Origin of the sequence: Halorussus halobius (genome assembly GCF_004765805.1) — an archaeon.
GTDB lineage: Archaea > Halobacteriota > Halobacteria > Halobacteriales > Haladaptataceae > Halorussus > Halorussus halobius.
This window is the reverse complement of the sequence record NZ_SBIU01000006.1, coordinates 115,191-134,983: the sequence shown is the minus strand read 5'-3', so window position 1 is coordinate 134,983 and position 19,793 is coordinate 115,191. Positions and strand designations below refer to the sequence as shown.

The following is a 19,793-nucleotide window of genomic DNA, read 5'->3' as shown; positions in this document are numbered from 1 at the left end:
CACCGCACAGCAGGGACCCCACGCCTCCCCAGCCTCGGGACCGCATGAACGCGGTCCCTCCCTCGCGCGCGTTACTCGCGCGCGCCACCGCAACAGGACGGACGAATCGGCCATCCGAGCGTTTCCAGCGCAGATTCGCGGTATCGAAAAGGCGCGGACTCGAAGCCGAAACCGCCCGGTACCGAGGCGACGACCCTCGACAGCCACCTCGTCACTCCTCGCGGGACTTGAGCCACTCGTCGAGCAGGTCCCGGATCGCGGCCTCGCGGTTGTCCCGATGGTGGCGAAACGCGACGTCGTCTATCTCGTCGAGTTCCTCGGCGGCGAACTCCACGGTCACCGTCTCCATGTCGAGGTGGTCCCGTTGCATATTGGGAACACACCGAGATACGGACACAAATAAATCCGTCAGACGGACGCGTGACGCGACGGCAACATTCTCTCGAACCGATAGTTCTGGCGGCTCTCGTCCGGCGACTCAGCGCTCTTCGACCGCCTCCTTCGTGCGCTGGGCGTCGATGCCGAACAGGAAGCCCGCGACGAACAGGAGTTCGTTGCCGAGGTAGTACTGGTCGAGGACGTAGGTCACGAGACCGATCTCGGGCGTCGCGAACCCGAGGACCGCGAGGACGAGCGCGACGACGGCCGCCAGCCCCGCGACCCACCGGACCACGGTGCCGGCGAGCAGTCCGACGACGAACACCACGACCATCTCGAAGAGGGCCATGCCTCCGGAATCGGTCGGGCGCTACATCAAACCTGCTCCGGCGTCGGAAACGACGCCCCCGAGCCGCTACCCCTTGATGTTGCAGACCGGATACGTCCGCGCGACCCTGTCGCCGATGCCGAGCGCGTCCGACACCCGGACCACCTCGTCGACGTCCTTGTAGACGCCCGGAGCCTCCTCCGCCACGGTGGCCCCGCTCTGAGCTTTGACGTAGATGTGCTCTTGCTCCAGTTCGTCCTGCACGTCGCCGCCCCAGTAGTCGCGCTTGGCCTGCGTGCGGCTCATGGTCCGGCCCGCGCCGTGGGCCGTCGAACCGAACGTCTCGGCCATCGACGCCTCGCCGCCACGGAGGACGTAGCTGCCCGCCCCCATGCTCCCGGGGATGATGACGGGTTGGCCCACGTCGCAGTACGCGCCGGGGACCTCGGGATGGCCTGCGGGGAAGGCTCTGGTCGCGCCCTTCCGGTGGACGTAGAGTTCGCGCTCCTCGCCGTTCTCCACGGTGTGAACCTCCTTCTTGGCGATGTTGTGGGCCACGTCGTACAGCAGGTCCATCCCGAGCGTCTCCCAGTCGCTCCCGAACACCTTCTCGAACACCTGCCGGGTGCGGTGCATGATGAGCTGGCGGTTGACCCACGCGAAGTTGATGGCCGCGCACATCGCGCCGTAGTAGTCCTCGGCGAGCTGGCTCCCGGCGGGCGCGGCCGCGAGTTCCTTGTCCGGAAGCCGGGAGAGCAGTCCCGCGTGGGCCTTCTCGATGTCCCGGAGGTACTCGGTGCAGACCTGATGGCCGAGCCCTCGGCTCCCGCAGTGGATGAGGACGACTATCTGGCCTTCCTCAAGCCCGTAGGCGTCGGCCACGTCGTCCAGATACGTGTCGGTCACGCGTTGGACCTCGAGGAAGTGGTTGCCCGACCCCAGACTGCCGATCTGGTTCTTCCCCCTGTCTTTGGCCTTCTGGGGAACCTTCGCGGGGTCCGAGTCGTGGCGGACGCCCCCGTCTTCGCAGTGGGCGAGGTCCGCCTCGACCGCCCAGCCCTCTTCGAGCGCCCACTCCATCCCCCGGTCGAGGATGGCCTCGATGGCGTCGATGTCGCCGTCGACGATGCCGCCGCCGCCGAGCCCCGACGGGACGTTCGCGAAGAGGGCGTCGACCAGTTCCGCCTCGCGGCCGCGCACGTCCTCGTACGAGAGGTCCGTCTTCACCATCCGGACGCCGCAGTTGATGTCGTAGCCGATAGCGCCGGGCGAGATGCAGCCGTCCTCGGCGTCGATGCCGGCCACGCCGCCGACCGGGAAACCGTACCCCTGATGACCGTCGGGCATGCAGACGTTGTACTTCCGGACGCCCGGCAGGTGCGTGGAGTTCTTCAACTGCTGGAGCGTCTCGTCGTCGGAAATCTGGTCGAGCAGTTGCTCGCTGGCGAGCACCCGCGCCGGGACGCGCATGTCGCCGTCCTTCGGTATCTCCCAGACGTGTTCGCGGACCTCGTGGAGCGTCACGTCGCCCGCGTCGTAGGTAGTCGGGTCGTCGCTCGCGGTCATACCCGGTGGTTGGTCGCCCGACCGGAATACGTTTCGCCATGTCGTCGCCCGCTCACGCGTCGGCTTCGGGGCGGGACGCGTCGGCGTCGCCCCCGCCGGACGGCGGGTCCGCGCCCCGCCGCGGGCGCGACGCGCCGACGGGCAGACGGTCGCGGAGCCAGCCGTCGACCGCGAGCGGACCCGGCCCAGTGATGAACAGCATCGACACCATCCCGAACAGGGTGACGTGGGCCAGCACGGGGTCGTCGGGCAGGCCGAACAGCGTGAGCGTCAGCATCGTGAACGCGGTGGCGGCGGTCGCGCGGGTGAACAGGCCGGCGAACAGCGCGAGACCGACCGCCATCTCGGTCAGGCCCGCGCCGACGACCCAGAGGCCGGGGTCGACCGGCACCACGGCGGTCAGGTCGTACTTCTCGACCACTGCGAGCGCCGGTCCGGGCGCGAACAGCTTCTGGGTGAACCCCAGATAGAAGAAGTTGAACCCGAGCGCGAGTCGAACCAGCGTCGGCGCGTACGCCTCGTACGGGTCGGCCGCGCGGTTGAGCCACGCCGCCGCGCGGTGGACCGGGTCGAGCCGGCCGTACAGCGTCCCCTCGGCGTCGGCCACGCGCTGGAGGAGTTGGTCGGCGCTGGGTCGCCCGCTCCCGAGCAGGGCGATCGCGACCAACCCGCCGACGTACTCGCCGGCGAGCAGCAGCGTCGGCTCGCCGAGCAGGCCGACCAGATAGGCCCCGAGCCCGACCAGCGCCGCGAGCCGGGTCGCCAGTCCGAACAGCAGGAGGAAGCCGACCGCGAGCTGCAGGACGCGAGCGTCCGCGAGCACGGCCGGGCTGAACAAGTAGCCCGAGAAGCCCGCCCCGACCAACGGGAGTCCGACCGAGAGCCGGAGCATCCACGGCACGAGGTCGTCGTACCCCCGGAGCGTCACCCGGAGGACGTCGAGGTCGCGCGCCAGGGGCCTGAATCGGAGGTACGCCAGCGCCGCGACCACGACCGCGACCCCGCCGCCGCCCACGAGCGCGGCGTTGGTCGGCTCCGAAAGTACGTCCGCGAGGAAGCCGAGCGCGTTTCCGACGTCGGCCGCGCTGTCGACCACGTAGTCGACGTGGGCGCTGGCGGTGCCCGGAACGAGCAGTCCCGCGAGGCCGACCGCGGCGGCGAATCGTCGCCAGTTCACGTCGGCGTCGAAGGGCCGAGGAGCCGTAAACGTCGCGGCCCCCGCGCCGGCCCGTCCGAATCACGCGGTACGTCGCCTCAAACGTCGAAGACGACGTACGCGCGCCAGCCGTCGTCGACCGCTTCGAGCGCCATCTCGGAGTAGGTGACGGCCTTGAGGTCGCGCGCGCCCAGCCCCGCGAGGTCGACGCCGCGGGCGGTCCCCGAGAGGGCCCACTCGCCGTCCCGGTTCGGGGCGTCGCCACCGGGGTCGCGGACTTCGGCGTCGTTGTCGACCGGGAGGACGCCGCGCACGTCGCGCTGGTAGATGAGTTCGTCGAGGTAGTCGAACAGTAGCGCCTCGCGGCTCTCGGCTCGCACCGCGACCGCGAAGCGCTCGCCGCCCGCGTCGGGAATCCCGTCGCACATGGCCGCGGCCATCCCGTCGGCCGCCGCGGCGAACGTCGCCCCGAGCGTCGGGCCGGTCGCTTCGACCGCCACGTCCGCGGTGTGGTCGCGGAGTTCGTACCCCATGTCGGGGCGAACGGAGCGCACCCGGAAAGGCTTCCCCATCCGGCCGCGGCGTCCGGGCCCGCACGGCGGTCCGCGGTCGCGGCCGAGCCGACCACGGGCGGTGGAATTATATTGGCCACGGACCTACGCGGGAGTAGTGAGCGTCAACGTCGATTCGGAGATCGCCCGACCGGGTGACGGGAGCTACGTCGAGGAGGCGTGGCAGCTCAAGCAGCGCATCCGGAACGAGGACGGCGTGCTGAAACAGCGCAAGGGATTCTTCACCGACGCGTACCGACGCTCGACCGTCTACCTGTTCGTCACCACCGAGACCCGCCCCGACCGGGAGAGCGACGAGCGCGTGATGGGGTTCGCCGCCGTCCGGCGCGACGGCTACATCCTCTTTCTGGCGGTCGACCCCGAGTTCCGCGGCGAGGGCATGGGAAAGCGTCTCGTCGGCCGCGTGGCCGACGCCCACGACGCCGTGACCTGCCACGCCCGCGCGAGCAACGAGCAGGCGCTTGGCTTCTACGAGCACCTCGGCTTCGAGGTCGAGCGCCACGTCCCGAACTACTACGAGGACGGCGGCGACGCCTACTACCTCAAGCTCGGCAGGACCGGCGGCATCGCCGAGAAGCTCTCGGAGTTCGTTCGGGGCTGAGTCGCGGAGCGTTCGACGCGGGGGACGCCATCGCGAGGCCGCAGTCGGCCCGAACGGCCGCGTCTGGTCGGGCACCGCTCGCGACCGTCGGGTTAGTCAGATAGAATGAGACACTGGGTACCAAGGTTTATTACCTCACCCGGAGTAGGACCGCGTGGATGGCCACTGTTAGCACACCACCCATCGAACGGGCTCGGACCATCTTCAGCGACCTCGGCTACTCCGTCTGCGGCGACGGGGACGAGTTGCTCGCCGAGCGAAAGTGGCGCGCAGTCCGCGTGACGTCGCTGGCCGACGCAGCGGACGCGCCCGACGAGGGCGACCTCCGCTGTTTCGTAACGTGGGACGAGGACGCCCCCGACCTCCGGCGGGAGCTTCGAGCGGCCGACCTCGACTACGAGTGGGCCGTCATCGGCGTTCGAGAGTGTGGTGACTACGAGGTAGTTCGCGCACCCTCCACCTCGGCACCGGCGGTCTGAGACGCCGGCAGCCGGTCTTTCCGACCGACTTCTCCGTCGAGAAAGCGACTCCGAGCGGTCGCGCTATCGCTCGCCCAGTTTCTCCGCGGTCGCGGCCAGGCCCGCCTGCACGTCGACGTCCGCGCCCTGCGCGTCGAGCGCGTCGCCCAGCGCCGCCATCAGATACGACACCGTCTCGGGCCGGGCCGAGTGGCCCATGCAGCCGATGCGGAAGATGTCGCCGTCGAGGTCGCCCAGCCCGGTCGCGATCTCGAGGTCGTACTGGTCGATGAGGTAGTCGGTGACGTCGGTGTCGACGACGCCCTCGGGCACCCGGACCGCGTTGAGGCTCGGCAGCCAGTAGTCGTCGGGCGCGTTCATCTCCAGTCCCATCGCCTCGACGCCGGCCTTGAGCGCGCCGGCGACCTCGCGGTGGCGCTCCCAGCGTTCCTCGATGCCCTCCTCGGCGACGAGCCGGAGCGCCTCCCGGAGCGCGTAGACGTTCGTGATGGGTGCGGTGTGGTGGTACGCGCGCTCGTCGCCCCAGTATCCTTCGAGCAGCGAGAGGTCGAGGTACCACGACCGGGCGGGCTCGTCGCGGTCCAGCACCTTGTCCATGGCGCGGTCGTTGAGCGTGAGCGGGCTCGCGCCCGGCGGACACGACAGGCACTTCTGGGGCCCGGAGTAGGCCACGTCGACGTCCCACTCGTCGACGCGCAGCTCGACGCCGCCGAGCGAGGTCACGCTGTCGGCGACGACGAGCGCGTCGTGGTCGTGGGCCGCCGCCGTGAGTTCGGGCACGTCGGGCTGGCGGACGCCCGTGCTGGTCTCGGCGTGGACGAACCCGAACACGTCGGGGTCGTGGGCCGCGAGGGCGTCGGCCACGTCGTCGGGGTCGAGCGGCTCGCCCCACGGCGCGTCGACCTCGACGACCTCGCCCCCGGCGCGCTCGGCCATCGACGCCATCCGGCCGCCGAAGTAGCCGTTGGTCGGGACGAGCATCGTGTCGCCAGGTTCGACCACGTTGCCGATGGCGGCCTCCATCGCGGCCGACCCGGTGCCCGACACCGGGATGGTCCACTGGTTGTCGGTCCGGAAGGTGTACCGTAGCAGCTCCTGGACCTCGTCCATGATCTCGACGAACGAGGGGTCGAGGTGGCCGACCAGCGGCGTGCTCATCGCCCGGAGCACCCGCGGGTGGACCTCGCTCGGCCCGGGCCCCATGAGCGTCCTGTCCGGCGGCGTCAGTTCGCCTACCTGCGGTTTGTCTCCCATGCGACGACCTTCCCCGTCCGGTCACTTAAACGGTTGCCACGCGGCAGGTCGCGTTATGCCGGCGTTGGCCGGCGACGCCGGAACGTAACCCGGCGTTGGGCCCGAATGGCTCGGGCGAGCGGCTCGAAACCGACTGTTTCCCGGATTGAACGGAGGAAACGGTCGCACCAGTTTATCCGGTCGTCCGGCCTACGAGTAGTCGCCCCGACGGACGCGACGGGGGCGCGTCCGACGGGCGAGACGGGCCGAAACGGCACGACCGGACCAGCGGGAATCGCTACTGGGGTCGCGACCGACGGCGGTTGCGTCCCGCGGTCGACCCGGACCGGACCGATATCGGGGGAGGTCGGTCCGACCGGTCGACCCGCGGGCCGCGAACGGGGAGACCGCCCGTCCGGTCGCGACCGCTCGCGCGGCGTTCCGAGCCGTCCGTTCGGTGCGACTTCGCGCGCGTTCACGTTTTCGAGAACTCGTCTTCGAGAGGAAGAGGCTTATATCCGACCGGAGCCAACCCTCGACTCCATGATGGTCGGGCACGCGATGGTGGCGTTCGCACTCGGGACCGCCGTAGCCGCGCGGCGGTGGCCGGCCGAGCGCGCGCTGGCGTTCGGCGTCGTGGCGGGCGCGTTCGCCACGATACCGGACGTCGACATGCTGTACGCGGCGTTCGGCCTCGCGCAGCTCGACCCCACCGGCGCGCGGGCGTTCCCCGAACTGTTCTGGGAGACCTCCAACGTCGTCCACCGCTCGATCACCCATTCGCTGGTGGTCGGGCCGATAGCGGCGGTCGGGTTCGCCTGGGCCGCGTCGAACCGGGGTCGGATGGCGGCCGCGCTGGTCCTGTCCGGGCTGGTCGCGCTCGCGTTCCTCGCGAGCGACCTGCTCGGCGGGGCCGTCATGCTGGCGTTCCTGCTCGCGGGCGTCGCGGTCTCGCTCGCCGCCGACCGGTGGACGGACCTCGGAGCGAGGGACCTGCTGGTCGCGGGACTGCTCGGCCTGCTTTCCCACCCGTTCGGCGACGTGTTCACGGGCGCGCCGCCCCGCCTGTTCTACCCGCTCGACGAGTGGCTACCGGGCGGCGTCGCCGCGAACCCCGGCATGTTGGCCGACCGGGTGGTCCTGTCGGCCGACCCGACGCTCAACCTGCTCGCGGTGTTCGGGGTCGAACTCGCGACCATCTGGTTCGCCGGGCTCGTCTACCTCCATGTCACGGACCGGGGCGTCTTCGCGCATCTGGACGCCCGCGCGGCCGTGGGCGTCGCCTACGCCATCGCCGTGGTGGCGATGCCCGCGCCCACGCTGCAGGTGTCGTATCACTTCGTGTTCACGATACTCGCGCTGGCCATCGTCGGCGTCGCGCCGCGGCTCCTGCCCTCGCGACCGCTGCTGTCGGCGGAGTGGCACGAGACCATCACGTGGGGCATGACGGGACTCGGGGCGGTCAGCATCGCCGCGGTGTCGTACGCGCTGGCCTACGTGCTGTTTCCTGCGGGGTGAGCGCCTCGGTGCGACGTCCGCGACGCCGGGCCGGCGACCGCGGTCGCGCGCACGACCTGTGCTTTCTTGTCCCGGGGTTGCATAGCACCAGCTATGAGCCGTCCAGCGGGTACCCTCGACCGAATCGTGGAGGACGAGCGAATCAACGCCGGTCTCGGCTGGGCGTTGGTGGCGTTCCTCTCGCTCGTCGCGGTCGCCAGCTTCCTGCTCGGGAACCTGCTGTGGGCGGGATTCGCGGCGTTCGTCGTGGCGCTGGCGCTGATTCCGGCCGCCGCCAACCGCGACTGGTCCGTAATGCTCCCGTGGGAGGTGCTCGCGCTCGCCGCGTTCCCGATACTCGGTCGGACGCTGTCGACGATGGTGGCGACCTCGCGGGTCGCGACCTACCTCTCGGTGGCGGCGCTGGCGCTCATCGTCGCCGTCGAACTCCACGCGTTCACGTCGGTCAGGATGACCGCGTGGTTCGCGGTGCTGTTCGTGGTCGTCGCCACGATAGCGACCGTCGGCGCGTGGTCGGTGGTCCAGTGGCTCTCGGACGTCTACCTCGGGACGGCGTTCCTCCACAGCGAACACCGGCTGATGTGGGACTTCGTGGCCGCCACCGTCGTCGGCGGGGTGGCGGGCGTGCTCTTCGAGTGGTACTTCCGGCGGGTCGCGCGAGTCGCGCCGCGACTCCCCGACGGCGTGGGTGATGGCCGATGAGGGTCCGCGACGTCCTCCGCATCTCCGAGCGCCGACAGGGCCAGTTGACCCGCGTGATGGAGCTGGTGCTGGTCGGCGTCTTCGTCCTCGGCCTCGTCCGGGGCAGCATCGGCACGATGGTCAACGCGATAGTCGCGCTCGCGGTCACGTTCCTGCCGGCGCTCCTCGAACGCGACTACGACATCCCGATGGACGCCGGCCTCACGCTCTGGATAACCAGCGCGGTGTTCCTCCACGCGGTCGGCACGCTCGGCCCGTACCAGAGCCGCGCGATGGTGATGGGCATCGGGTGGGACAGCGTCACCCACACCCTCTCGGCGTCGCTGGTGGCGGCCATCGGCTACGCCACGACGCGCGCCATCGACCAGCACAGCGACGACGTCGAACTCCCGCCGAAGTTCATGTTCGTGTTCATCCTGCTGTTCGTGATGGCGTTCGGCGTCGTCTGGGAGGTCCTCGAGTTCGGCGTGGCCGGCCTCGCCTCGATAGTCGGCGTCGACTCGGTCCTGACCCAGTACGGGCTGGAGGACACGATGCGCGACCTCATGTTCGACACGGTCGGCGGCGTCATCGTCGCCATCTGGGGGACGGCGTACCTGACCGACGTGGTCGGCGCGCTCGAAGACCAGCTCGACGGCCGGGCGCGCAGGTCGGACTGACCGAAAAGCGCCTGCGAGCGGTCAGTCGGCCTTCGCCTGCCAGCCGCGAAGTCTGTCCTCGCTCACGCCGCTGACCTCCGAGGCCACCGTCTCGACCTCCGCGTCCTTGAGGTCGTCGAGGCTCTCGACGCCCGCGTCGGCCAGCTTCTCGGCGGTCTTCGCGCCGATGCCGTCGAGCGATTCGAGGTCGGTCCCCGACTCGCTCTCGCGGGCCTTGAACTCACGGTAGTTGCAGATGGGACAGCCCAGTTCCCACGGCTCGTCGCCGCTGTGGACCACGAGCTCCGGCAGGTCGTGCTCGTCGCAGCGGTCGTCGGTCACCTCGATGTCGCCTCGGCGGGGCAGCGGGAGCGAGTAGTCGCAGTCGGGATACCGGGTACAGCCGACGAGCCGCGAGCCGTTCTGGAGGTGCTTTATCGCCAGCTCCCCTCCCTCGTCCCCACCGCAGTCGGGACACTCGCCGATGACCTCGTCGTCGGCCTCCTCGGCTTCCTCGGCCTTGCAGAGCGGACAGCCGTGGACGAACGTCTGGCGGCCCGCGAGCATCTTCACGTGATGGAGGCCGTGGTCGTCGCACTCCTCGTCGAGGATGAGCGGCTTGCCCGTGTTGGGCAGCGGCAGGGTGTACTCGCAGTCCGGATAGCCGTCACAGCCCACGAAGTACGAGCCGTTGCGGCTCTGGCGGACGAGGAGTTCGTCGTCGGACTCCGGGCAGGGGCCGAGGGTCTTGTCGGCCTTCAGCGACTCCCGCAGCAGGTCGCCGACCTCCTCCCGGGAGTCCCGTAACTCCTCGAACACGCGTTCGAGGTACTCCCGGGAGTCGTCGGCCACCTCCGAGAGGTCGGCCTCGCCCTCCGCGATGGCGGTCATGTCCTCCTCCAGTTCGGCGGTCATCTCCTCGCTGACCACCAACTCGGCGAACTCCTCGGCCGCCGTCACGACCGCTTTCGCCAACTGGGTCGGTCTGGGCGGGTCGCCCTCGACGTAGCCGCGGTCGTAGAGCTTCTCGATGGTCTCGTGGCGGGTCGCCTTCGTCCCGACGCCCATCTGCTCCATGGTCTCGATGAGCCGCGACTGGCCGTACCGCCGTGGCGGCTGGGTCTGTTTGTCCTCGATGCGGGCGTCCGACAGCGCCAACGCCTCGCCCTCGGTCACGTCGGGCACGTAGTTCTCGCTGGTGCTGAAGTACGGGTACACCGCGTGATACCCCTCCTTCACGAGGCGCTTGCCGTTGGACTTGAGCCGGTGGTCGGTGCCGTCTGCCGCCACGCTCGCCACGACCTTGAGGTGTTCCCACCGCGCGGATTCCGCCACCGTGGCGAAAAACCGCCGGACGACGAGTTCGTACACCTCCCACTCGTCGTCGCTCAGGTCGCCGGGCGCGGGCACGTCCTCGGTCGGGTGGATGGGCGGGTGGTCGGTGGTCTCCTCGTCGCCCTCCGTGGGCGTGACGTCGTCGAGTTCGAGCAGCGCCTCGGCGTCGTCGCTGAAGCGGTGGTCGCCCGCGAACGTGTCGAGTAGCTCTTCGGGGTCGAGGTCGTCGGGGTACACCGTGTTGTCGGTTCGCGGGTAGGTGACGTACCCCGCCGTGTAGAGGTCCTCGGCGATGCTCATGGCGCGCTGGGCCGAGTAGCCGAGGCTCCCGGCCGCGCGGATGAACTGCGTGGTGTCGAACGGTGCCGGCGGGTCGTCGGTCCGGGTGCGCCGCGAGACGCGCTCGACGATGGCCTCGCTGGCCGAGTCGAGCGCATCGAACGCCGCCGTTGCGGCGTCCTCGTCCCAGACGCGCTCGGCCTCGTTGTCGTCGTCGTCCAGATAGAAGTACTGGGACTCGAACGCCGCAGTCGCGTCCTCGTCGGCCTCGTTCGCCTCGGCCGCCGCGTCGGCCGCCTTCCGCAGGTCGGCGAACAGTTCCCAGTAGTCCTCGGGGTCGAACGCCTCTATCTCGCGCTCGCGGTCCACGATGAGTTTGAGGGTGGGCGACTGGACCCGGCCCACCGAGATGAAGTCCTCGCCGAGTTGGCGCGCCGACAGCGAGAGGAACCGGGTGAGCGCCGCGCCCCAGATGAGGTCTATCTCCTGGCGGGCCTCGCCGGCGGCCGCCAGGTCGAAGTCCAGTTCGTCGGGGTTCTCGAACGCCTCGGTCACCTCGTTGTCGGTGATCGAGGAGAACCGCACGCGCTTGATGGGCACGTCGTCGTTGACCTCGCGCACGAGTTCCCACGCCTCCTTGCCGATGAGTTCGCCCTCGCGGTCGTAGTCGGTCGCTATAGTCACCGCGTCGGCCTTCCGAGCGAGCAGGCGCAGCGTCCGGACGATGTTCTCCTTGGTCGCTTTCTTCTCGATGGGCGCGTCGATGAGTTCGACGGGTTCGACGTCGCGCCAGTCGTTGTACTCGTCGGGGAAGTCGACGCCGACGACGTGGCCCGAGAGGCCGATGCACCGGCGGCCGCCCCACTCGTAGACGTTGACGCCGTTCCGGCGGTCGGCCTCGGCGGACTGGCCGCTCAAGATGTCCGCGATGCGTCTGGCGGCGTTGTCCTTCTCGGTGATTATCAGTTCCATCCCTCACCTCCGGGAACGGGGGAGTTCAGGTGCCGCTCCGGGGGTCGCTGGTCGGTCATCGTGTCCCCGGTAGGACAACTGTGGGGGTAAAGCTTTCGCCGAGGAAACCGCAACCCGGCGCGGCGACGGCTGGTCGGCGAGCCCGACACCCCCCAATCCGAATCGACGCCAGCGGGCGGACGCGCCGCGCCAGCGGTCAACGGGACCCGAGCGACAGCGGCGCGAGCAACGCCAACCCCAGCGCCAGCCCCAGCACCGGGGCGGCGGGCTCCGAGAACGCTCCGACCCCGAAGAAGTAGAGCGCGCTGCTCGCGACGACGACCCCGAGTCCGACGGCGAACAGGGCGACGGCGGCCCGCGAACGCCGCGACTCGAACGACTCGCGCCCGGACGCGGAACCGCCGATTCGGTCTCGGGGCTCGGTCATCGCTCCGTGGTGTTCGGTCGGCGGGTATAGTCCTTGTGGAGTCGCGCCGTCCCGGCCGAAGGCTTATTCGGCCGGCACCACAATCGCCGGATTATGACACTCTCCGACGTTTGCGCGCGTCCGCCGCGAGCAGTCCCCCCGTCCCGAGCAGTCCGTCCGCACCCGTCGCCGCGATGACGTCGGTCGACGACCTGTGGTTTCTGACCACGCAGGCCGAACAGCAGGCCGAACGGGCCCATCACCGACTCGCCGACGCCCACGAGGAGTTCCTCGACCGCACCCACTCCCGGCGGGTCTCCCGGTCGCGGTTCCGGACGCTGGCCGAGCGCATCGCCGACTGCGGCGCTCCCTACGGCGCGCACTCGGTGGTCTACCGGCCCTCGGGCGAACTCCTGCTGGTGTGGCACGCCGGCGTGGACATGTGGGTCGTCCCCGGCGGCGAACCCGACGCCGGCGAGTCGTTCCGCGAGGCCGCCGAGCGCGAACTCCGCGAGGAGGCGGGCGTCGACCCGAGCGCGGACGCGACCTGCGACGGACTGGCGATGAACGTCCGGGTGGACCTCCGGTGCGACGAGTACTCGACGTGGGGCGTCCTCCCGCTGTTCGAGGTCCGGGTCGAGGAGGAGGTCGCGCCCGACCCGGCGGACCCCGACGGCGAGATTACCGACGCGCGGTGGTTCGGGGAGTTGCCGGAAGAGACCCGCGACAGGGAGGATTTGCTGGCGTGGCGCGAGTACGCGCTAGAGTGAAATGGATAGAGAGAGGCCTCCGGGAGAGATTCGGTGAAACTGACGACAGACTGGGATGGTGAAAATTCGGCGAAGCTGACGACAGACTGGGATGGTGAAAATTCGGTGAAACTGACGACAGACTGGGATGGTGAAAATTCGGCGAAGCTAGCTACTGCCGAGACAAATGAGTGACCGCACCGCGACCGCACAGCACGGGCCTCACACCTCCCCAACCGCCTGCGTTGCTCGCTTCGCTGCGCTACTCAGCCCTCGCGCGGTTCGGCGCGCTCACGAGAGAGCGCGCCGGCACGCGCCACCGCGACTCCATTTCGGTATCGCGCGTTTCCACAATTCACGGTGGCGCGCGCTGGCGGACCCTCGTGGTCCGCCATCTCGCGCGAGGTCTGCGCAAGCGAAGCGCGCGCAGGCTCGTCAGAGCTCGCCTCTGACGGTAGCGGGGCGCTCTCGTGCGCCCCGAGGCTGGGGAGGCGCGAGGCTCGCGGCCGCGCTGCGGGGCTGTGCGGTCACTCATTTGTCTCGGCAATAGCTAGCGACGAGTGGGAACTGCCGGACGCTCTCGCGGCCGCCCTGTTCGCCGAAACCTTCCCGGTAGCTAGCGAGAGTGGGAAATTCGAGAGCTGTGGAGCTCCAACGCAACAAATCGATACCCGTTTCCGAACCGACGACACCCGGCTTCACCGTTTTATCCGTGCGAAACGCCGTCGCGCGATTCGGCCTGCATCCGGCGCAGCGCGGCCCGCGCGTTGCTGGCGTCGTAGCCGAACAGCACGTTTTCGCCGTAGGCCTCGGCGACTTCGGCCGCGTGGATGAGACTGTCCACGTCCACGTCGACCGCGTACAGTTCCACGCTGAACGGTCGGTCGAGCGCGTCCTCGAACCCGCTGGCGATGGTTTCGAGCCAGTAGGTCGTGGTGTAGGCCATGTCGTACAGCGGCACCACGAACTCGTCGACGTACTCGGCGAGCGCGTCGAGGTCGAGTCCCGAGCGCTCGTAGAGGTGGCCGGGATACGGGTCGGGATAGAGCGTGAGGTAGGTCCGGCCGGGGATGCGCTCGGCGGCCTCCGCCACGAACTCCGTGATGACGTCCGCGCGCCACGCGAATCGGTCGTCGAACTCGCTGGCTTCGAACCGCTCGGCACAGCGCTCGCAGTGGCAGTACTCCGCGCGGGGAAATCCCACGTCGTCGAGGCGCACGTCGGGGTTGACCTCGGCGCAGTCCTCGATTATCTCCAACATCCCCTCGCGGTAGTCCGCGCGGGTCGGGCAGACGTACGCCCAGTCGAAGTAGGGTCGCTCGCGCGTCGCGCGCTCGCCCGCGTCGCTGACGGGCGCGAGCTCCGGCCGTGCCTCGACCGCCGCGTTGTCGCCGAAACACGACACCATGTTCACCCCGTCGGCCACCGGTTCGGCCGACCGGCCGGTCACGTCCTTGACCTCGTAGAAACTCGCGTCGAACTCCGGCCACTCCAGTTCCTCCTCGTTGCGCGTGACGACGCCGAACATGACCCGAAGTAGGTGAGCCGGCGGGGTAAGTGGTTCGCTCTCGCGGCTACTCCCCGTCGCCGCCCCCGGCGTCGTCGCCTTCTCCGCCTCCGTCGTCACCATCTCCGCCGCCGTCGTCGCCCTGCCCGCGCTCGCACCCCTGCGGGAGGCTCGCGTTCTCGGCCGCCGGCCCGTCGGCCGACCCGACCCGCCACTCCGACGCGTGGCCCCGAATCAGCAGAGCCTCCTCGGCGGAGCCGTTCTCGACGGTGATCGCGGGGTCGTCGTCGCCGGCCTGCGGGTCGAACGCGGCGGGGTCGTCGGCCTGCTCGCCGAGCGTGGCGTTCGCGCAGAGGACGGCCGCGTCGACGCGCATCCGGTCGATGACGACGCCGGCCACGGTGGCGTTGCGCGTCCACTGGCGCTTGACGGTCCGGTTCTCGACGTTCGGGTCGATGAACTCCCCGCCGGGCACGTCGAGGACCGACTTGTTCCGCACGACGAGTCGCGTCGCGCTCACGTTCAGCAGTCGGCCCCGCTCGACGGCGAACTCGCCGACCGTGACGTTCGAGAGCGTGACGTTCGCTCTCGCCCCGTCGGGCGTCGTGGCGTTGTGGATGACTACCTCCTCGACCGTGGCGTTTCGGACCGTGGCGTCCCGGAGTAGCCACGTCTCGACGGTGACGTTGTCCAGCGATATCTCGTAGCTCTGGTCCGCGACGTTCGGCGCGCGGTCCCCTCGGTGCGGCTCGACGAGGGGAGCGGTGCCGGCGACCGAGGCGACCCCGCCAGCCAGCAGGAGCCCGGCGAGTCCGACGGCGAACGCGGCTCGTGGTCTCATCCTCCGGGCGTCTACGCCGATGCGCCGAATAAACGAACTCGACCGTTCTGACCGTTTTCGGCCGTAACGCGAGGTTTCGAGCCGGTTAGTCCCGACCTGTCGCGTTTCCCCGCGAGTCTAACGTTCGTCGGACGCGCCTGGGGTTCGACCTGCCGCGCGGAACCCCCTCGCCGGTCGCCCCGCGCCTCGCCCGGGAAACCGTTTTATTGTCTGCCGAGTACCACCCGGCGATGAGTAGTCGCCGTCCGGTACACCGCGCCCTCTCGATGCTCGTGTACTTCACCGCGATAACGCTCGGCGTCGGTGTTCTGGTAATACACCCGGCCCGGCGACTTCTGGTCGCACCGGTCCTGACCGGCGTCGCCGCCGTCGGTCACGCCGCGAAAACTGCCCACCTCGACGAACTCGGGTACGCGACGATGTGGCTGTGGCTCGCGGTGCTCGCGCTCGCCGTCGGCGTGATGGCGGTCGAGGCGTTCGTCCTCCCCCGGAATCTCCCGCCGGTAGTCGAACTCCCGGTCGCCCGCGCCCTCGGAACGCTCGGCCTCGCCACCGTCCTCGCCACGACCTACGTTCGCGGCGTGCGGAGCGCGAGCCGAAGCGGCGGTCGGGGGCCGTCGGCGGACTGACCGCCGCACCGGGTCTCGGACTCGTAATCGCCACGGCCGCGACCGAAACCTACGCGACGCCGATGTGGGCCGCCAAATCCTCGCGCAGGATGGTCTCGCAGTAGGCACATCGCACGCCGTCGTCGAGCACCTCGAACTCGGTGTCGACGGGCTCGTCGGCGTTGGTGATGCAGTCGTGGTTCGGGCACGACAGCACGCCGACGACGCGCTCGGGCCGGTCGAGGTACTGCTTCTCGACCACGTCGTACTCCCGGACGATGTTGATGGTGGCCTCGGGCGCGATGAGCGACAGCACGTCCACCTCGTCCTGGTTGAGTTCGCGGCCCTCGACCTTCACGATGTCCTTGCGACCCATCCGGTCGCTCGGGACGTTCATGCCGACGCTGACCGTCTCCCCGCCGGTGCCGTCGATGCCGAGGATGGCGAGGACGTTGAGCGCCTGCCCGGCGCGGATGTGGTCGAGGACGGTGCCGTCGCGTATCTTGCTGACGCGGAGTTCGTGGTCGCTCATCGGTCTCCCTCCAACATGAGGTCGAGCAGCGCCATCCGGACCGGCACGCCGTTGTGGGCCTGCTCGAAGTAGTTCGCGTACCGCGTGTCGTCGACCTCGGGCGCTATCTCGTCGACGCGGGGCAGCGGGTGCATCACGGTCAGGTCGTCCTTGGCGGCCTCGAGCGTGTCGAGGTCGATGCCGTACTCGCCGGCGACCTGCTGGTACTCGTTCTCGTCGGGGAAGCGCTCGCGCTGGATGCGGGTGACGTACAGCACGTCGAGTTCGGGCAACACCGCGTCGAGTTCGGTGTGTTCGCGGACGCTCGCGCCCGACTCGTGGAGGTCGTAGCGCACGTTTCGCGGGAGTTGCAGGCTCTCGGGGCTCACGAAGTGCTGGTCGGCGTCGAAGTTGGCCAGCGCGTGGGCCAGCGAGTGGACGGTCCGGCCGTACTTCAGGTCGCCCATGATGCCGACCGTGAGGTCGTCCAGCCCCGCCGACTCCCGGACGGTGTAGAGGTCGAGCAGGGTCTGGGTCGGGTGGTGGCCCGCGCCGTCGCCGGCGTTGAGCAGCGGGACGTCCACGAACTCGCTGGCCATCCGGGCCGCGCCTTGGCTCGGGTGGCGCAACACGAGCGCGTCGGCGTACCCCTCGACGACCCGCGCGGTGTCGGCGAGGCTCTCGCCCTTCTTGACCGACGAGGAGTCGACGCTCCCCATGTCGACCGCGTCGCCGCCCAGCCGCTTGATCGCGGTCTCGAAGCTCATCTTGGTCCGGGTGCTCGGCTCGAAGAACAGCAATCCGAGTATGGCGTCGTCGTGGCGCTGGGCGAACGCGGCCGGGTCGGCGTCGATCTCGGCCGCCCGGTCGAGGACGCGCTCGACGTCCGCCCGCGAGAGCTGTTTCGTCGTGACGAGGTGGTCGTGGTCCATCGAGTGGTATGGGTGCGGGCCGAGCCTTGAATCTCTCGGAGTCGGGTCGGAAGCGAGACTAGCGGTTGTCGGTGTGGACGCGGTTGCGGACGCTGTCGCGGGTTTCATTGGCTCAAGAATAGCGACGGTCGCGGTGACGGTTGCGGTCGCGGCGGTTGTCGCGGTGACGGTTGCGGTCGCGGCGGTTGTCGTTGCGGTCGCGGTGCTGTCGCGGTTCTCGTCGGCGCAAGCGCTAGGTACGGTCGCTGTCGTGGTTGACCCTGCAGACTCGTGGACGGCGACGAAGAAGCTAGCTATTGCCGAGACAAATGAGCGACCGCACTCGCACAGCACCGCAACCGCGACCGCAACCGCAACCGCGACCGCAACCGCGAGCCTCACGCCTCCCCAACCGCTTGCGGTCCTCGCGTTGCTGCGGTCCTCAGCCGCCGGAAGACAAACCGCGTCTTCCGAGCCTTGCTTCGCTTCGCTCAGCAAGACCTCGCGCGCTTCGGCGCGGCACGGAGGCCGCGCCAGCACGCGCCGACGCTGAATCACGAACAGTCGCCACTCCGAACTCTCCGTCCCGACCTCACTCCGCGTCGATTCGCGTCCCCGGCGTCTCCCCCGCCAGAAATTCCGCGAGCGCGTCCGGACCGAAGATGGAGGCGGGCGCGCCCAGTTCGAGCAGTTCCCGGACCTTCCCCGCCATCCCGCCGGTCACGTCGGTAGCGTCGCTGTCGCCGAGGTATGGGGCCACCTCGTCGTACGACCGAATCTCCGGAATCACCGCGTCGGCCTCGTCGAGGACGCCCGGCACGGTCGAGCAAAAGCCCACGCGGTCGGCCTCGACGGCCTCGGCGACCTCGACGACCACCTCGTCGCCGCTGAGGATGGTCACGCCCGCGCCCTCGTGGGCCACCACGTCGCCGTGGAGGACGGGGACGAACCCCTCGCCGAGCATCGTCCGGACCTGCCCGGTCGGGAAGGTCAGCGTCCCGTCGCGGTCCCGACTGGCCGCCGAGAACGGGTGGACCGGCACGGCGGGCACGTCCCGGTCGTGGAGCCGAGCCAGCACGAACTCGTCGAGGGTCTGCATCGAGCGGTGTATCTCGACCGCCGCGCCCGCCTCGTGCGAGCCCTCGGTCTTCGAGACGCCGTGGCGGCTGGCGTAGTGGTGGCCGAAGCTCCCCGCGCCGTGGACCACCACGAGGTTCGAAACGTCGGCCGCCAGCGCGTCGGCCACGGCGTCGGCCGCCGCGTCGAGCGCCGGGCCGTCCAGCGTCTCGGGGTCGTCTTTCTCCGTGATGACGCTCCCGCCGAGCTTGAGGACGACGATGTCGCCCGCCATCTCAGGCCGCCTCCACCCGGACGCCCTCGCGGTCGAGTTCGGCCCGAAACGCGTCCTCGCAGCCGGGCGTGAACGCCAGCGCGGTCTCGGTCTCGTCGGTCGGGTCGAGCGCGACGATACAGCCGCCCCCGCCAGCGCCGGTGAGCTTGGCCCCGAGCGCGTCCGCGTCGCGGGCGGCCCACACCATGCTGTCGAGCGACCGCGAGGAGACGCCCAGCGCCGCGAGCAGTCCGTGATTGAAGTTCATGAGCCGACCCAACTCCTCGAGGTCGCCCGCCGCGAGCGCGTCCTCGCCCGAGCGCACGAGGTCGCCCACGGTCTCGACCGTGTCGGCCGCGAAGTCGTACTCCTCGCGGAGTCGGCGCACGCCAGCGACCAGCTCGCCCGTGTCGCCCGACCCGCCGTCGAAACCGACCACCAGCGGCAGGTCCGGGGCCTCGATGGACCGGCAGTCGTCGCCCTCGACCCGGACCGCGCCGCCGACCGTGACGCAGTAGGTGTCCGCGCGCGAGGCCTCGCCGTCCTGGGCGTCGAACTCCGCACGATAGGCCCGGTCGGCCAGTTCCGCCTCGTCGAGTTCGACGCCGAGTTCGCGGGTCGCGGCGTCGATGGCCGCCGACACGACGGCGGCCGACGACCCGAGTCCCGCGCCGAGCGGAATCTCGCTCTCGACGTCGACGTCGAAGCCCGCGCTCGGAGCGTCGGCCGCGTCGCGGGCCTGCTCGACCGCCGCGTCGACGTACCGGACGCCCGCCTCGACCACCGACTCGGAAACGTTCACGTCGGGGGTCCCGCCGGCGTCGCTGCCGTACTCGACCGTGAACCCGTCGAGGCTCAGGTCCTCCGCGTGGACCCGGATGCGGTCGTCGGCCCGCTCGGTGACGGTGACCCGCGCCCGGCGCTCGATGGCGCAGGGCACCGCCGGCTCGCCGTAGACGACCGCGTGCTCCCCGAACAGGTAGACCTTGCCCGGAGCGCTCGAAGTGACCATGCGGGAGGATTTCGCTCCGGGGGTTAACACGTTTGCGAAGCGATTCGGCCCGCCGCTCGCGGCGGCGCGGTCGGCCCGAGAGCGTCGAGGGGTAACCGAGCGACTCTGCGGGGAGCGACCGCGCGAGTCCGCGGCCCGCGAGGCGACGAGTCGCCGACAGC

General features: G+C 69.8%; 21 protein-coding genes. 7 read left to right on the top strand and 14 right to left on the bottom strand.

The window, feature by feature from the left end:
• Positions 1-211 precede the first annotated feature (211 nt).
• From EPL03_RS16695 to EPL03_RS16675, 5 genes are all read right to left on the bottom strand, one after another.
• Positions 212-370, bottom strand: a complete 159-nt coding sequence (locus EPL03_RS16695; RefSeq protein ID WP_135830477.1) for a ribbon-helix-helix protein, CopG family — start codon at positions 368-370, stop codon at positions 212-214.
• A gap of 108 nt (positions 371-478) precedes the next feature.
• Positions 479-727, bottom strand: a complete 249-nt coding sequence (locus EPL03_RS16690; RefSeq protein ID WP_135830476.1) for a hypothetical protein — start codon at positions 725-727, stop codon at positions 479-481.
• Positions 728-793: 66 nt separating this feature from the next.
• Positions 794-2,272, bottom strand: a complete 1,479-nt coding sequence (locus EPL03_RS16685; protein WP_135830475.1) for an RtcB family protein — start codon at positions 2,270-2,272, stop codon at positions 794-796.
• A gap of 52 nt (positions 2,273-2,324) precedes the next feature.
• Complete coding sequence (locus tag EPL03_RS16680; protein WP_244605298.1) at positions 2,325-3,449, bottom strand: DoxX family protein; 1,125 nt, start codon at positions 3,447-3,449, stop codon at positions 2,325-2,327.
• 77 nt (positions 3,450-3,526) lie between these two features.
• Entirely contained in the window at positions 3,527-3,961 is a 435-nt protein-coding gene (locus EPL03_RS16675) for an archease (protein WP_135830474.1), read from the bottom strand.
• 136 nt (positions 3,962-4,097) lie between these two features.
• Between EPL03_RS16675 and EPL03_RS16670 the strand changes: the two genes are divergently transcribed.
• Together EPL03_RS16670 and EPL03_RS16665 are read left to right on the top strand one after the other, a co-directional pair.
• Positions 4,098-4,601 carry a GNAT family N-acetyltransferase gene (locus tag EPL03_RS16670; protein ID WP_135830473.1) on the top strand — a complete coding sequence of 168 codons (504 nt, stop codon included), beginning with the start codon at positions 4,098-4,100 and terminating at the stop codon, positions 4,599-4,601.
• A gap of 158 nt (positions 4,602-4,759) precedes the next feature.
• Positions 4,760-5,080, top strand: coding sequence for a DUF7116 family protein (locus EPL03_RS16665; RefSeq protein WP_135830472.1), 321 nt, complete (start codon positions 4,760-4,762; stop codon positions 5,078-5,080).
• Between the two features lie 63 nt (positions 5,081-5,143).
• On the opposite strand, the gene EPL03_RS16660 is transcribed toward EPL03_RS16665, so the two are convergent.
• Positions 5,144-6,334: a pyridoxal-phosphate-dependent aminotransferase family protein gene (locus EPL03_RS16660; protein WP_135830471.1), complete on the bottom strand. Its 1,191-nt coding sequence runs from the start codon at positions 6,332-6,334 to the stop codon at positions 5,144-5,146.
• Between the two features lie 522 nt (positions 6,335-6,856).
• Between EPL03_RS16660 and EPL03_RS16655 the strand changes: the two genes are divergently transcribed.
• The 3 genes from EPL03_RS16655 (at position 6,857) to EPL03_RS16645 (ending at position 9,192) form a co-directional block, all read left to right on the top strand.
• Positions 6,857-7,831 carry a metal-dependent hydrolase gene (locus EPL03_RS16655; protein ID WP_210425028.1) on the top strand — a complete coding sequence of 325 codons (975 nt, stop codon included), beginning with the start codon at positions 6,857-6,859 and terminating at the stop codon, positions 7,829-7,831.
• A gap of 93 nt (positions 7,832-7,924) precedes the next feature.
• Positions 7,925-8,533 carry a hypothetical protein gene (locus EPL03_RS16650; protein ID WP_135830470.1) on the top strand — a complete coding sequence of 203 codons (609 nt, stop codon included), beginning with the start codon at positions 7,925-7,927 and terminating at the stop codon, positions 8,531-8,533.
• The gene (locus EPL03_RS16645) at positions 8,530-9,192 is read left to right on the top strand and encodes a hypothetical protein (RefSeq protein ID WP_135830469.1); all 663 of its coding nucleotides are present in this window, start codon (positions 8,530-8,532) and stop codon (positions 9,190-9,192) included. The genes EPL03_RS16650 and EPL03_RS16645 overlap by 4 nt, the downstream gene beginning before the upstream one ends.
• Positions 9,193-9,213: 21 nt before the next feature.
• Here EPL03_RS16645 and EPL03_RS16640 read toward each other — a convergent pair whose 3' ends face one another.
• Positions 9,214-11,757, bottom strand: a complete 2,544-nt coding sequence (locus EPL03_RS16640) for a DNA topoisomerase I (protein ID WP_135830468.1) — start codon at positions 11,755-11,757, stop codon at positions 9,214-9,216.
• 196 nt (positions 11,758-11,953) lie between these two features.
• Entirely contained in the window at positions 11,954-12,184 is a 231-nt protein-coding gene (locus EPL03_RS16635) for a hypothetical protein (RefSeq protein ID WP_135830467.1), read from the bottom strand.
• Positions 12,185-12,357: 173 nt separating this feature from the next.
• On the opposite strand from EPL03_RS16635, the gene EPL03_RS16630 reads away from it, so the two are divergent.
• Complete coding sequence (locus tag EPL03_RS16630; RefSeq protein ID WP_135830466.1) at positions 12,358-12,933, top strand: NUDIX domain-containing protein; 576 nt, start codon at positions 12,358-12,360, stop codon at positions 12,931-12,933.
• Positions 12,934-13,618: 685 nt separating this feature from the next.
• Here EPL03_RS16630 and EPL03_RS16625 read toward each other — a convergent pair.
• On the bottom strand, positions 13,619-14,440 hold the full coding sequence (locus EPL03_RS16625) for a hypothetical protein (RefSeq protein ID WP_135830465.1): 822 nt from the start codon (positions 14,438-14,440) through the stop codon (positions 13,619-13,621).
• A gap of 46 nt (positions 14,441-14,486) precedes the next feature.
• Positions 14,487-15,260, bottom strand: a complete 774-nt coding sequence (locus EPL03_RS20185; protein WP_168216293.1) for a hypothetical protein — start codon at positions 15,258-15,260, stop codon at positions 14,487-14,489.
• 230 nt (positions 15,261-15,490) lie between these two features.
• On the opposite strand from EPL03_RS20185, the gene EPL03_RS16620 reads away from it, so the two are divergent.
• Entirely contained in the window at positions 15,491-15,889 is a 399-nt protein-coding gene (locus EPL03_RS16620; RefSeq protein ID WP_135830464.1) for a hypothetical protein, read from the top strand.
• Between the two features lie 49 nt (positions 15,890-15,938).
• Here the strand turns inward: EPL03_RS16620 and pyrI are convergent, their stop codons facing one another.
• The 4 genes from pyrI to mvk form a co-directional block, all read right to left on the bottom strand.
• Entirely contained in the window at positions 15,939-16,400 is a 462-nt protein-coding gene (gene pyrI, locus EPL03_RS16615; RefSeq protein WP_135830463.1) for an aspartate carbamoyltransferase regulatory subunit, read from the bottom strand.
• Positions 16,397-17,311, bottom strand: a complete 915-nt coding sequence (gene pyrB / locus EPL03_RS16610) for an aspartate carbamoyltransferase (RefSeq protein ID WP_135830462.1) — start codon at positions 17,309-17,311, stop codon at positions 16,397-16,399. The genes pyrI and pyrB overlap by 4 nt, the downstream gene beginning before the upstream one ends.
• 571 nt (positions 17,312-17,882) lie before the next feature.
• A complete protein-coding gene (locus EPL03_RS16605; protein WP_135830596.1) occupies positions 17,883-18,629 on the bottom strand; it encodes an isopentenyl phosphate kinase in 747 nt (248 codons plus the stop codon).
• 13 nt (positions 18,630-18,642) lie between these two features.
• Positions 18,643-19,632 carry a mevalonate kinase gene (gene mvk, locus EPL03_RS16600; protein ID WP_135830461.1) on the bottom strand — a complete coding sequence of 330 codons (990 nt, stop codon included), beginning with the start codon at positions 19,630-19,632 and terminating at the stop codon, positions 18,643-18,645.
• Positions 19,633-19,793: the final 161 nt, after the last annotated feature.

Coding starts and splice junctions, on each gene's coding strand:
- EPL03_RS16695 (WP_135830477.1), bottom strand. CDS start 370: ATGCAACGGGACCACCTCGACATGGAGACGGTGACCGTGGAGTTCGCC.
- EPL03_RS16690 (WP_135830476.1), bottom strand. CDS start 727: ATGGCCCTCTTCGAGATGGTCGTGGTGTTCGTCGTCGGACTGCTCGCC.
- EPL03_RS16685 (WP_135830475.1), bottom strand. CDS start 2,272: ATGACCGCGAGCGACGACCCGACTACCTACGACGCGGGCGACGTGACG.
- EPL03_RS16675 (WP_135830474.1), bottom strand. CDS start 3,961: ATGGGGTACGAACTCCGCGACCACACCGCGGACGTGGCGGTCGAAGCG.
- EPL03_RS16665 (WP_135830472.1), top strand. CDS start 4,760: ATGGCCACTGTTAGCACACCACCCATCGAACGGGCTCGGACCATCTTC.
- EPL03_RS16660 (WP_135830471.1), bottom strand. CDS start 6,334: ATGGGAGACAAACCGCAGGTAGGCGAACTGACGCCGCCGGACAGGACG.
- EPL03_RS16655 (WP_210425028.1), top strand. CDS start 6,857: ATGATGGTCGGGCACGCGATGGTGGCGTTCGCACTCGGGACCGCCGTA.
- EPL03_RS16650 (WP_135830470.1), top strand. CDS start 7,925: ATGAGCCGTCCAGCGGGTACCCTCGACCGAATCGTGGAGGACGAGCGA.
- EPL03_RS16645 (WP_135830469.1), top strand. CDS start 8,530: ATGAGGGTCCGCGACGTCCTCCGCATCTCCGAGCGCCGACAGGGCCAG.
- EPL03_RS16640 (WP_135830468.1), bottom strand. CDS start 11,757: ATGGAACTGATAATCACCGAGAAGGACAACGCCGCCAGACGCATCGCG.
- EPL03_RS16635 (WP_135830467.1), bottom strand. CDS start 12,184: ATGACCGAGCCCCGAGACCGAATCGGCGGTTCCGCGTCCGGGCGCGAG.
- EPL03_RS16630 (WP_135830466.1), top strand. CDS start 12,358: ATGACGTCGGTCGACGACCTGTGGTTTCTGACCACGCAGGCCGAACAG.
- EPL03_RS16625 (WP_135830465.1), bottom strand. CDS start 14,440: ATGTTCGGCGTCGTCACGCGCAACGAGGAGGAACTGGAGTGGCCGGAG.
- EPL03_RS20185 (WP_168216293.1), bottom strand. CDS start 15,260: ATGAGACCACGAGCCGCGTTCGCCGTCGGACTCGCCGGGCTCCTGCTG.
- EPL03_RS16620 (WP_135830464.1), top strand. CDS start 15,491: ATGAGTAGTCGCCGTCCGGTACACCGCGCCCTCTCGATGCTCGTGTAC.
- pyrI (WP_135830463.1), bottom strand. CDS start 16,400: ATGAGCGACCACGAACTCCGCGTCAGCAAGATACGCGACGGCACCGTC.
- pyrB (WP_135830462.1), bottom strand. CDS start 17,311: ATGGACCACGACCACCTCGTCACGACGAAACAGCTCTCGCGGGCGGAC.
- mvk (WP_135830461.1), bottom strand. CDS start 19,632: ATGGTCACTTCGAGCGCTCCGGGCAAGGTCTACCTGTTCGGGGAGCAC.